The organism is Halogranum roseipondis (assembly GCF_059695585.1).
In genome coordinates this window covers 2193304-2205115 of sequence record NZ_CM185235.1, presented here as the reverse complement: position 1 = coordinate 2205115, position 11812 = coordinate 2193304, and the positions used below count along the sequence as shown (strand labels likewise).

Here is an 11812-nt window from a genome sequence, read left to right as displayed (position 1 = left end):
TCCCTTTCGCTCCCGAGTCGAACGAGAATCCGTCCGGGAACGGCGGGTGATATCCGGGCGAGCGTCCCGCTGACAGGGAATCTCGCCCCAGCCGGTACCGCTCACTTCGTCACTCTTTTTACCAGCCACACTAAGGGTCAGTCATGAGCAACGACGACAAGTACCCGACCGAGTCCGGTCGGCGACGGTTCGTCAAGGGCGTCGTCGGGGGCGCGGCACTCGCCGGCGTCGGGACGACCGGCGCAGTCACCGTCAACAGCGCGACCACCTCCTCCGGGGCCGGGGGTGGGTCGACGCAGGCGATGGCCATCGAGAACACCGCCGGACCCGCGCCGCGTGGGATGCCACAGATCCCCATCGAGATCGACTCGGAGGGCTACCTCAAGGGCGTCTGGCCCGAAGTCAAGGAGATAACCGAGGGTGGTGTCTCCTTCCAGGTCGCCGAGACCGAGAACTTCAACGGGAGCGACGTCACCTACTCCTCAGAGTGGTTCCAGTACTGTGGTGTCGAATCCTATCAGGGTATCCAGCCGGACTACGAGAGTGACAACTACTTCGTCTCGGGTGCCAACCCCGCGTACACCTGGCAACAGGACGCCTACAGCGAGGGCGACAGACTCCACGTCGACGACTTCTCGGACTACCAGTCGTGGGGTAACGGCATCGGCGAGAGCGGCATCGGGAAACCGGCGTCCGGCACGTGGCGCTCGCAGGACTCCGAGGACACGATCCCGATCCAGGTCATCCGCAGCGAGCGCATCCGGCAGGCCGCACAGGACGACCCGTGGCTGCAGGCGTCGACCTCCGAGGGGTTCATCGCCTGGCTGAACAAGTGTACGCACTTCTGCTGTGTCCCCGGCTACAAACAGGCCGCCGACGCCGCGAAGTTCAACGCCGAGAACGACGTCTACTGTCAGTGCCACCAGTCGGTGTACGACCCGTTCACCGTCACCGAGACGCTGTTCGTCGCCCGTCCGCGCCCGGAGGAGTAACACCCACACCGCCTTCCGTCTTCTCTCTCCCTTCTCCGTCTCCCGCGTCGTCCGATGTCTTTTCCGTCTCTCGGCCGGTAGCGTCGGCTATGGACGACACGTTCCGGACCGAACTCGACGCCGCACGCGCGATGCTCGACGACGACGCCGTCACCGCCTTCCACGTCGGCGTCGTCCGCGACGGCGAGGCGGTCGACACCACGTTCTCCTATCGAACCGACGGGGCGGACGACGAACAGGAGGGGCTGCAGGCGCTCTCGTTGCTCGCGACGCATCTCCGCATCGTCGCCAGCGAGTCCGGCCTCGACTACGAGACGGTCGCCGCGGACGCGGTGACGCTCGCCTCGCAGGTCGAGGAGGCTTCGCAGGTCGCGGACGATGCGAGCGACGCCCAGCGAACTGACCCCGAGGCGGGCGTCGGGACCGACGGCGACGCCGACGTCGACACCGACGGCCCGACGAGAGACGGGAGCGACGGTCTGTGACGGACGTTAGCCGCCGCTGACCGGCGGGAACAGCGCGAGTTCGTCGCCCGCCTCGAGCGTCGTCGCCAGCCCGTCCTCGGAGAACACGTTCTCTCCGTTCCGGAGGACGTTGATGTGGTCTCTGAGGTCGCCGTCGTCGTCGAGCACGCGGTCGGCGAGCGCGGGGTGTGCCGCCAGCAGCGAGTCGAGGGCGTCGCCGACGGTCGCGTCGTCGTCGACGGCGACCGAGACGTGCCGGTCTCCTGCGAGTTCTGCGAGGTCCGCAAACAGCTTCCACTCCATGTCACTCACTCCCCGACGGCGGGTGAAGAGGGTTGCGCCTGTGCCTCCCCCTCCAACTTTCGGAGCGCCTCCGGACGGGCGACGAGGTAGAGCACGTCGCCGGCCGCCAACGACCGACTCCCCGGCGGAAGCGCTTCGACCGAGCCCGCTGCCGACCGGACGGCGGTGACGGTCTGGTCGAGGTCGCCGACGGTCCGTTCGGTGAGCGTACTTCCCTCCTGGACGGTCACGACGCCCATCGTCTCGGCGGCCGCCCGGAGCAACGAGGCGAACTCGCGGTCGGTCTGTGGCTCCGCCGGGAGCGTCACCAGGCGGTACGAGCCGTTCGGGTCGAGCCTCGTCGCGTCCGCGGCGTCGACCGCCAGCGTCGCCACGTCGTCGGTGGTGGCGCGCAGCTCCGCGGTGACGACCCGCTCCGGCGGGTCGGCGTCGGTCCACACCTGCACGACGTCGCCCGGACTGGCGCTCGTCGCCGGGTCGGCCTCGACGGCGACGGCGGCAGCACCGGGCGTGAGCGTCGGACCGATGCCCGCCATCCGACTGCCGACCGCGAGATACTCGACCGTCCCCCTCTCGCTCACCTCCACGTCGACGTAGCCGACGCCGTAGTCGTCTTTCAGTCGGGTCACCAGTCGGTCGCGGAGCTCCTCGACGGTCAGCCGCCGCGGGAACAGCAGCGTCTTGCCGGCCATCTCCGTCTTCTTCTCGTCGGACACCTGATCGTGTTCGTCCATGTCGCCGACCGTCTCGGGGAGCGTGACGGCCGTGACGCGGCCGACGGAGCGGACGACCCTGCTCACCTCGCCTTCGAGTTCCTTGACGCCCGTGACGGCGAAGACGTTCGTCGCGGCGGCGTCGCCGGTACGCCACCCGGCGACGGCGGCGGCGACGGCGACGGCGATGGCTGCGACGTTCGTGAGCACCTCGTCGAGGTCGAACAGCACCGCCGCGGTGTTCGGGTCGATGACGCCGGTGAGTTTCTCGGCGTTCAAGAGCGCCGCCACGGCGGCGATGCCGACGAGCGCGGCGACGCCCTTCGACGCCTGCTCCTTGAAGTACCACCGGAAGACTAACGAGACCACGCCCGCGGCCACCGCCGCGACGAGCGCGTACCCGAGCAGGTCCGCGACGACGCCCGCGGCGTTCGTGAACAGCTGTGCGACCGGAACCCCGCTCTGAAGCGCGGGACTCACGCGGCCACCTCCGCGAAGTCGTCGAGCGCCCCGCGCGTCCCGACGACGAACAGTTCGTCCTCGGCGCTCAGCGTCGTCGACCCCTGAGGGGCGAACTGCCACGTGTCGTGTCTGACCGCCAGGACGACCACGTCGTACGTGTCGCGGACGCTCGCCTCGCCGATGGTGACGCCGTCGAGCGGCCCGCCGGCCTTCACCGAGACGCGGCGGAACCGACGGCCCGCGCGCCGCAGCAGCGTCGTGAGTTCGAACTCGCGGCGCGTGCCGCGGGCTTGGACGACGACCTGCGGCGACGGGGACGCGAGGAGCGTCTTCGCTGCCGGACGGTCGACGGCGACCGTCACTCGCCCCTCACCACCGGCGCTCGTCGCCGGCGGGTCGGGCCGTTCGGGCGAGTCGGTGGCTGTCTCGTCCGTCCCGCCGTCGGTCGCGACACTCGACTCGCCCGGTTCGTCCTTGACGTTCTTCACCTTCTTCTCCGTCGATTTCACACTCAGCACCGTGCCGGTGACGGTCTCCTCGGGGGTGACGAGGTCGACGACGTCGCCGCGGGCCACCCCCGTCGGCACGAGCGTGTCGACGGAGACGGCGCGCTTGCCGGTGGGGACGCGCTTCGAGAGTCCGCCGACCGGCGGTGCGGCGGCGATGGTCGCCCGCGCTCGCTCGTCGAGGCGGACCGTCACCTCCGCGAGGTCGTGGTCGTTCCGCAGGCGGTCGGCCAGCCGCGTCTCGAGTTCGGTCAGCGGGACGTCGGCTGGGAACGTCCACTCGCCGCCCTGCAGCTCTGCCCGCAACTCCGCCGGCATCGGCGGGTAGCCCTCGACGTCCGCCACCTCGCCGGCGACGGTGACCCGGACCTGCCCGCGGCCGCCGACGAGTTCGACCACGTCCGCCGAGAGCGTGCGCTCCGTGAGCTTCTTCAGCGTGATGCGTTTCGGTAACTGCTCGCCGAGTTTGTCCCCCTGTGCGTGCGCGTAGAGGGTAAGCATCAGCACGACGACGATCGCGACGACGATCGCGACGTTGTGCTCCGACTGCAGCACCGCCTGGTCGTTCAGCGCGAGCAGGCCGCCGTTGACCCCCGCGATGGCGAGCGCGAGGACGACGACACCGAACCCGGGGATGGAGACGTCCGTGAAGTACTTGAAGACGAAGCCGAGTGCCCCCGCGATGAGCGCGGGGATGATGCCTGCGAGGATGCCGAGATAGATTCCGTAGAGGATCTCGACCGGAAGTGCGGCCATGCGGGGCATCTCTCGCCGCTGGACTAAACCAGTACCGCTGGACAGGTCGGCGACGGAGCCGTGAGGCTTTATGCCCGAACGGCGTCTGAGGGCCGATATGGCACTGTGGGGAGTCGAGGTCGACCGCGAGTGGGTCGGCGCGCGCGCGTCGATGGTGCTGACGTTCGCCGTCGCCGTGCTCTCGGTCGCGACGGGCATCGCGAACATCTCGTCGGCGCCGAGCGGACCGCTCGTCCGGTACGTCCCCGAACTCGTCCAACAGACGGTCGGCTTCACCGGCGCACTCACGGGGTTTCTCATGCTCGGCAGCGCGCTCGGCCTCCGGAGCGGACTCCGAGCGGCGTGGACGTCGACGGTCGTCCTGCTGCCCGTCACCGCCGGTCAGGGACTGCTACAGGCGAGCGTCTACTCTTTCCCGCTCGTCGTGCTCTCGGCGGTGTCGCTGCCGGTCGTCCTGCTGAACCGCGGACGGTTCACCCGCGATCTCGATCTCACGACCACGCAGCTGGCCGCCGTCGTCTCGCTCGTCGGTGCCCAACTGTACGGCACCGCCGGCACCTACGCGCTCCGCGAGGAGTTCAACGACGTCCAGTCGCTGACCGACGCCTACTGGTACACCATCGTCACCGGCAGCACTGTCGGCTACGGCGACATCACGCCCGCGACCGACAGAGCGGCGCTGTTCGCCATCTCGGTGCTGCTGGTCAACGTCGCCGCCTTCGCGGTCGCACTCGGTGTGCTCCTCACGCCCGCGATCGAAGCCCGCCTCTCGAAAGCACTCGGAAAGATGACCGAATCACAGCTCGACCTGCTCGACGACCACATCCTCGTGCTCGGTTACGGGGAACTGACCGAACCGATCCTCGAAGAACTCGACGAGAGAGCGGAGTTTCTCATCGTCACGCCCGACTCCGAGCGGGCACGCCTCCTCTCGGACCGTGGCTACAGCGTCCTCACCGGCGACCCCAGCGACGAGGACGTGCTACGGCGTGCGAAGATCTCGCGCGCCCGCGCGGTCGTCGTCGCTACCAACGAGGACGCACAGGACGCACTCGCCATCCTCACGGCCCGGCAGCTCAACCCCGAGGTTCGCATCGTCGCCGCCGCGACCCACCGCGAGAACGTGAACAAGATGCGGCGTGCCGGCGCGGACACGGTGATCAGCCCTGCCACCATCGGCGGCCACCTCCTCGTCGACTCGGCGCTCGGCAGCGAGGACTCGGAGGCCATCGCCGACCGCCTCACGGGCGAGGAGTCCGACCGCCGCTGAGACGACCCGCTCCGTTCAGACGCTTCCGCGGTCGACGACGGCGACGTCGCAGTCGACGTCCCGAAGCCGCTCGAACGTCGGCGGTGCGACGAACCGCGAGGCGGCGCTCCGGTCGCCGCTCGACCCGAGGACGACGAGGTCGTACGCCCCGGCGTTCGACTGGATGAAGTCTCGGACGTCGCTCCGGGCGACTCTGGTCTCGACGGGACAGTCGATCGTCTCGACGAGGTTCGCCAGCCGCGTCTCGGCGGGCCGTCGTTCGACCTCGTCGCTGATGCAGGTACAGACGCTGACGTTGCCGGACTGTCCCGCCAGCCGCGACGCGAAGTCGAGCATCGCGTGTGCGGAGTCGCCCGGCCGGGAGACGGTGACGAGGATACGTTTCCAGCGCTGGGTGCCGGTCGTCGACCGGAAGGCGATGGCGTCGTACGGACCACCGAACAGGCTCCGGACGAACGGCGACAGCGACCCGCGGGACTCCTCGTACGGCGTGACGACGAGATCGCAGTTCGTCGTCCGGGCGGTCTCGACGGTCGCTCGCTCGGGGTCGCCGCTGGCGACGACCACCTCACACGGGACGCCGATGCGGGTACGGATGGCCGCCGCGTGCGTCTCGAGTCGCGAGGCCGACTCGGCGGCCGCCCGCTGCGCTGCCTCGTCGGCGACGTCGGTCCCGTCCGTCTCGACGTCGTCGACGTCGGTCGGTTCCACGTCGGTCGTCTCCCCGGGGTCGTCCCCCTCAAGGACGGCACGCTCGGCGGCCGCGATGCGGTCGTCGTCGACGACGTCCAGAAGCACCACCTTGCCGGCCTCGTGGGCGGCCGCGAGGCGGGCCCCGAACAGCGCCGTCGTCTCGGCGGTCTCGCCCCGCATCGGGACCAGCACGTGGTCGTCGCCGTAGATGGTCCCGTACAGGTAGTGGGCGCGCTCCTCGTAGAACTCGTCGCGCCAGACGGCGAAGGAGACGGCGACGATGAGGCTGCCGAGGACGACCGTCGTGACGTACTGGGAGGGACTCGCCTGTTCGGTGACGAGGACGAGCAGCGCCGTCGAGAACGCCGCGGGTTCCTCGACGTCGAGCGCCCACGTCACTGCCCCGGTCAGGAAGATCGAGAGCGCCGCGCTCTCCGGTCTGAGGCCGAGGTCGACGATGCGCACGCCGTACAGCGTCGCGAACGTCGAGATCGCGGCCCACCCGCAGAGCGCGCCGATCGTGAGGCCGACGACGAACTTCGTCGGCGAGGCGTACCGCCCCTCCGGGTCCGCAAACAGCGTGTACGCGCCGGACGCGAGCGGCGGGAACAGGAGGAAAGAGAGCTCCGTCGTCGCGTTCGAGAGCAGCGTCACCAGCGCGAGCACCAGCGGGACGAAGAGCAGGATGGTGAGGTGGATGAGGTTGTCCGTGTTCTCGATCCAGCGACCGAACTCGGCGAGTTCGCGGCGCTCGATCCGTCGCAGTCGACGGCCGAAGGCGACGAGGCGCGCGCGAACTCGGTCGCGCATCTACGCGAGCGTCGTCACGGCGTCGAGCGTGAGCGCGATGGCGCGCTCGACGTTGTTCTTCGCCTTTTCAGGGAGCTCTTCGTCGCTGTCGGCACCCTTCTGGGTCCCCTTCACGAGGTTGCCGTCGACGGTACAGATGGCGCCGGCGCGCAGCCCCTTCCGGCGGGCCAGCGAGAAGACGGTGGCCGCCTCCATCTCGACGGCGAGCAGGCCGGCCTCGTTCCAGTCCTCGACGTACGCGTCGTCCTCGTTGTAGAACGCGTCGTCGGAGACGATGGGGCCGACGTGGACGTCCTCGTCGTTCGCCTCCGCAGAGTCGACGAGCGCCGAGAGCACGTCGTAGTCCGGAACGGCCGGGTAGACGGGCGACTCGTAGCGCTTGGAGGTTCCCTCCTCCTTGGCCGCGCCAGTCGCGACGATCATGTCGCCGATCTCGACGTGCTCCTGCAGCGCGCCGATGGTGCCGACGCGGACGAACGTTTCGACGCCGACGCGCGAAAGCTCCTCGACGGCGATGGCGGCCGACGGACAGCCGATGCCGGTCGAACAGATTGTCAGCGGGACGCCCTCGTACTCGGCGTTGACGACCTTGTACTCGCGGTTCGCTGCGACCTCCTCGACGTTCTCACACTGGTTGGCGATGCGGTCGACGCGACCCGGGTCGCCGGGGACGAGCGCGACGTCTTCGACGTCACCCTCCTCGACGAGCAGATGGGGTTGTTTTGCCATACTGGCGGATGTCGTGGCCGCGGCAAAAGTGGCGCGGTTGTGGGATGTGGGGGCCGTCAGTCGTCACAGGTCAGCACCGACTTCCCGGAGTCGGGCCCGATTCGCAGGTCGACGACGGCGTCCGTCGGGGCGTCGTGACCGTTCAAGTCCCACCGTTCGAGGAAGACGAGGAGTCGGTCGCCGCGAATCTCCTCGGGGTACTCCTCCAGTCGAAACGCGAAGGTGAACTCGTCGCCGTCGACGCTCGTGTCCGGACACCAGCCGATGTTCTCGTTCGGCTTTGTCACGGCCCGCGTCGTGACGAAGACGGCGAGGAACTGCTCGTCGTAGTCGACGCCGGTCCACTCCGACCACTCGCCGCGACCCCCCGGCAACGCACTCCAGTCTATCTGATCCTCGACGCTGTCGGGTTCCGAGAACACCTTCGCGACGAACGCCGGTCCCTCGTGTGCGTCCGAGGGTTCGTCTCCCACCGCCGGACCGTCCGCGAGAAACCGCCCCTCGGCCGGGAGCGTGATTCCGTCGTCGTACTCCGGACTGCTCGTGAGGCTACTGAGGCCACCACACCCGGCGAGCAGTCCGGAGAGACCAGCAGCGCTCGTGGCGAGGAACTGTCGTCTGGAGGGCATCGGTCAGTTGATATCTGGCGCGGCGAAAAAGTGTTCTGAAACTGAGAACTGCCACCCGCTACAGCGGAAACCCGCACTCGACGCTCACAGTCGCGACGGCGACAGCTCCTCGACCGTCCGCGTCGCCAGCTGCTCGTCGGCCTGTGCGGGGACGACGACGATGGGTTCGTCGACCGTCTCCAAGGCGGCGACGTCCCGGAACTGCTCGCGGGCCTCCTCGGGCGTGCCGGCGACGCCCAACTCGGCGACCATCTCGTCGGTGACGGCGTCGCGGGCCGCGGCCCGATCCCCCTCGCGCCACGCGTCGGCGACGGTCTCGGCCGCCTCGGGGAACGCCTGCGCGACCGCCTTCCGATAGCCCTCGCCGCTGCCGACGTAGTAGGCGAGGTGGCCGCGCACCGCCTTCGTCGCTTCGTCGGCATCGTCGCTGACGGCCGACGGGACGTAAGGCGCGACCGCGATCTCGTCGGGGTCGCGGCCGGCCTCGCGGGCCGCGTCGGCGACCACCTCGAACGCCTCCGACAGCCGCGAGAAGGGGACGTTGTGCGGGAGCCAGCCGTCTGCGACGTGGCCGGTCGCCCGCCGGTTCGCCGGCCCGAGCGCGGCGACGTAGACGGGGACGTCGGCGTCCAGCGGCGGGAAGTCCGCGACGTCGAACAGTTCGCCGTCGTAGTCGACCCGCTCGTCGTCGCCCGAGGTGTACGCCTTCACGAGCTCGACCGTCTCGTGGATGCGCCGGACCGGCCGGTCGTAGTCGGCCCCGTGGAGGTCCTCGACCGCCTTCGGCGTACTCGCGCCGACGCCGAGTCGCACCTGTCGGTCGGTCGTCGACTGGAGCGTCGCGGCGGCCGACGCGAGCACCGCCGGCGACCGCGAGAAGACGTTGACGATGGCCGTTCCGAGACCGACGTCCTCGGTGTGATGGCCGACGTGCGAGAGGTTGACGAACGCCTCGGTTCCCCACAGTTCGCCAGTCCAGACGGTGTCGTAGCCGAGCGATTCCAACTGTGCCGCGAAGGCGGGTTCGACGACGTCGGTTACGTTCGGCAGTAGTACGCCGTGTGCCATGTGCTGCATGCTCACAACGTGACGATAAATACCACGGCCGACGGACGAGGGTCAGCGGGCGTCGCCGGGCGGCGACGACGTGGCTGTCCGCCCGCGTCGTTCGTCGCTCGGTCGTTCGTCGCTCAGTTGGTCGTCGATTCGTCCCTCGAGACTGTGGAGGCGGTCGCCGAGGACGCGGGCGTCGACGTCCCGACCGTGGAGGGCCGTCGTCGCGTGCTGGAGCGCACAGCGGAGGAGACGCCACTCGGACGCCGTGAGTTCGACCGACTGCGTCCGGTTCGACGGTCGTGCGTCGGCCTCGGCGTCGGGGTCGCCGCCGACGGTCGTCGACTCGTCTCGGAGGGCGGTGCTCGTCACGTCGACGTCATCCATACGACCACCCCACCGGGTGGTCGTCGTCGACTGACGGTACGTCTCGGACCCCGTCCCACCAGTTCAGTCCAACGTCGTGTCGTATCGTATCCATCTTATCTCCCCTCCCTGCATGCGAACATCTAGCTCGGGAGTACAGTTTGCTTGGACGGTCCGCCACAATAATCAGCGACCTAGATGGCTAGATTCCGTCTCGGCGAGCAGACTGTCTCTCGACGGGAGAGTAACGCTCGCCGGAACCACGGCGGCCGGAGAGCACAAGTCGGTTCGGGGCGTATTCGAAGCGACTCATGCCCTCAGACGGGGGTTCGGGGACGCGTGGACGTGTGCACGAACGCGAGCGTCTGCCGGCCGACGCACTCGCGGCCGACGGCGACGATCGACTCCCCTACGCCAGTCTCTTCGTGACGGCGACCGGCGGCGTGCTCACGTGGAACGACGACGCCCATCGCCTGCTGGGATACCGGTCGGACGAGATCCTCGGGCGACACGTCTCGGCGTTCTACACCCCGGAGGACGTCGCCGACGACGTCCCCCGACGACTGCTCGCGAGGGCCGAAGTCGACGGGCACGCCGAGTCGACGCGACGGCTGGTCGGTGCCGACGGATCGCGGTTCCGGGCGGAGATCGCGGTGACGGCCGTCGTCGACGACGAGGAGTTGAGCGGGTTCACGATGGTGGTGGCCGACGCGACCGACGGGACGCGTCGTCGCGATACGAGGCGTCGTCGACCGCGAGGGCTCCCAGAGACACCGTACCGCCGCGAACGCGACGAACTGGCGGCGGACCATCTCGACTGTCTGCTACGCGAACTCGTCGGGCAGATCGTCGATCAGCCGAGTCGCGACCGTCTCGAGCGGACGCTCTGTCGGCGACTCGTCGACTCGGGACGCTATCGGTTCGCCGCCGTCGGGGAACCGACGGTCGACGACCGGGAGTTCACGCTTCGGGCGGCCGCCGGCGACGACGACGCCCACGAGGCGATGACGCGGGCGACGACGGACGCAGGTCTCGTCCACCCGGCTATCGAGGCGTTCGAGACCGATCGGTGCGTCGCGGTCACGGACGTTCCGACGAGCCCCGACGTCCCCGAGGCGGTACGGTCCGCCGCGGTCGCTCACGACGTCCGCGCCGTCGTCGCGGTGCCGCTGTCGTTCGGCGAGACGGTGTACGGAGTGTTGGTCGTCTACGCGACGACGCCCGAAACGTTCGGCGAGCGAGAGCGGGCGACGTTCGATCTGCTCGGTCGAACCGTCGGACTCGCGACGAACGCGATCCGAACCCGCGAACTGCTGTTCGCCGACTCGGTCGTCGAACTCGAGTTCCGCTCGACGGACCCGTCGTCGTTCCTCGTCGACCTGTCGAGCCGATGTGACTGCGTCTGCCACCTCGACGGACAGGTGGACGCTGCCGACGACTGGGTCGTCCAGTACGTGCGCGTCGTAGGTGCTCCGCCCGAGACGGCGCTCGCGTGCGTCGAGTCACACGACGAGGTCGACGCCGGGCGCCTCGTGTCCGTCGACGGTGCGACCGCGCTCCTGGCGGTCACCGTCGACGTCTCGGGGCCGAAGCGGCTCTTCGAGACCGGCGCGTGCGTGCGGTCGGCCGTCGCCGAAGACGGCGTGGCGACGGTCGTCGTCGACGTCGCGAAAGGCGAACACGTCCGGTCGGTCGTCGACGCGTTCCGGTCGGTGTACCCCGAGTCGACGGTGGTCGGCAAACGCGAACGGGACCGGCCGCCGCAGCCGACGACGGCGTTCCGGCATCGTCTCTCGAACCGACTGACGGAACGCCAACGGGCCGCACTCGAAGCGGCCTACCTCGCGGGCTACTTCGAGTGGCCCCGCGGTAGCACCGCCGAGGAGATCGCTGCGATCATGGAGATCTCCTCGGCGACGCTGCACTACCACCTCAGACGCGCACAGCACGAACTCGTCGAGGCGTATCTCAACGTCGACGAACCGTAGGAGCCCCTTCTATACATGTGTGTGGATAGTTTTGATACAGAGACGACCGAGATGGGCACACGAGTGAAAAGCTCTTAG

The 11812-nt window shown here is 69.0% G+C and carries 12 protein-coding genes; 4 read left to right on the top strand and 8 right to left on the bottom strand.

Annotated features, from left to right (window positions below; translation table 11 throughout):
* The first annotated feature begins 143 nt into the window (after positions 1-143).
* Both EOHIBHHM_RS11450 and EOHIBHHM_RS11445 read left to right on the top strand, forming a co-directional pair.
* Positions 144-992, top strand: coding sequence for a ubiquinol-cytochrome c reductase iron-sulfur subunit (locus tag EOHIBHHM_RS11450; protein ID WP_497250658.1), 849 nt, complete (start codon positions 144-146; stop codon positions 990-992).
* Positions 993-1081: 89 nt separating this feature from the next.
* On the top strand, positions 1082-1477 hold the full coding sequence (locus tag EOHIBHHM_RS11445; RefSeq protein WP_497250656.1) for a DUF8113 family protein: 396 nt from the start codon (positions 1082-1084) through the stop codon (positions 1475-1477).
* A 6-nt stretch (positions 1478-1483) separates the two neighbouring features.
* Here the strand turns inward: EOHIBHHM_RS11445 and EOHIBHHM_RS11440 are convergent, their stop codons facing one another.
* Genes EOHIBHHM_RS11440 through EOHIBHHM_RS11430 form a run of 3 tightly spaced genes read right to left on the bottom strand, consistent with a single transcriptional unit; the run spans position 1484 to position 4196 of the window.
* On the bottom strand, positions 1484-1759 hold the full coding sequence (locus EOHIBHHM_RS11440; protein ID WP_497250654.1) for a ubiquitin-like small modifier protein 1: 276 nt from the start codon (positions 1757-1759) through the stop codon (positions 1484-1486).
* A 5-nt stretch (positions 1760-1764) separates the two neighbouring features.
* The gene (locus EOHIBHHM_RS11435) at positions 1765-2952 is read right to left on the bottom strand and encodes a DUF8167 domain-containing protein (RefSeq protein WP_497250653.1); all 1188 of its coding nucleotides are present in this window, start codon (positions 2950-2952) and stop codon (positions 1765-1767) included.
* Entirely contained in the window at positions 2949-4196 is a 1248-nt protein-coding gene (locus EOHIBHHM_RS11430; RefSeq protein ID WP_497250651.1) for a potassium channel family protein, read from the bottom strand. The genes EOHIBHHM_RS11435 and EOHIBHHM_RS11430 overlap by 4 nt, the downstream gene beginning before the upstream one ends.
* 97 nt (positions 4197-4293) lie before the next feature.
* On the opposite strand from EOHIBHHM_RS11430, the gene EOHIBHHM_RS11425 reads away from it, so the two are divergent.
* Positions 4294-5466 carry an NAD-binding protein gene (locus EOHIBHHM_RS11425; RefSeq protein WP_497250649.1) on the top strand — a complete coding sequence of 391 codons (1173 nt, stop codon included), beginning with the start codon at positions 4294-4296 and terminating at the stop codon, positions 5464-5466.
* A 15-nt stretch (positions 5467-5481) separates the two neighbouring features.
* Here EOHIBHHM_RS11425 and EOHIBHHM_RS11420 read toward each other — a convergent pair whose 3' ends face one another.
* The 5 genes from EOHIBHHM_RS11420 to EOHIBHHM_RS11400 form a co-directional block, all read right to left on the bottom strand.
* Positions 5482-6969: an HPP family protein gene (locus EOHIBHHM_RS11420; protein WP_497250647.1), complete on the bottom strand. Its 1488-nt coding sequence runs from the start codon at positions 6967-6969 to the stop codon at positions 5482-5484.
* Positions 6970-7698 carry a guanosine phosphorylase gene (locus EOHIBHHM_RS11415; protein ID WP_497250645.1) on the bottom strand — a complete coding sequence of 243 codons (729 nt, stop codon included), beginning with the start codon at positions 7696-7698 and terminating at the stop codon, positions 6970-6972.
* A gap of 56 nt (positions 7699-7754) precedes the next feature.
* Positions 7755-8327 (bottom strand): twin-arginine translocation signal domain-containing protein, encoded by a 573-nt coding sequence (locus EOHIBHHM_RS11410; RefSeq protein WP_497250643.1) that lies wholly within the window; start codon positions 8325-8327, stop codon positions 7755-7757.
* 84 nt (positions 8328-8411) lie between these two features.
* Positions 8412-9395 (bottom strand): LLM class flavin-dependent oxidoreductase, encoded by a 984-nt coding sequence (locus EOHIBHHM_RS11405; protein WP_497250641.1) that lies wholly within the window; start codon positions 9393-9395, stop codon positions 8412-8414.
* A 51-nt stretch (positions 9396-9446) separates the two neighbouring features.
* Positions 9447-9767 (bottom strand): hypothetical protein, encoded by a 321-nt coding sequence (locus EOHIBHHM_RS11400; RefSeq protein WP_497250639.1) that lies wholly within the window; start codon positions 9765-9767, stop codon positions 9447-9449.
* A gap of 326 nt (positions 9768-10093) precedes the next feature.
* On the opposite strand from EOHIBHHM_RS11400, the gene EOHIBHHM_RS11395 reads away from it, so the two are divergent.
* The gene (locus EOHIBHHM_RS11395) at positions 10094-11734 is read left to right on the top strand and encodes a bacterio-opsin activator domain-containing protein (protein WP_497250637.1); all 1641 of its coding nucleotides are present in this window, start codon (positions 10094-10096) and stop codon (positions 11732-11734) included.
* Positions 11735-11812 lie beyond the last annotated feature (78 nt).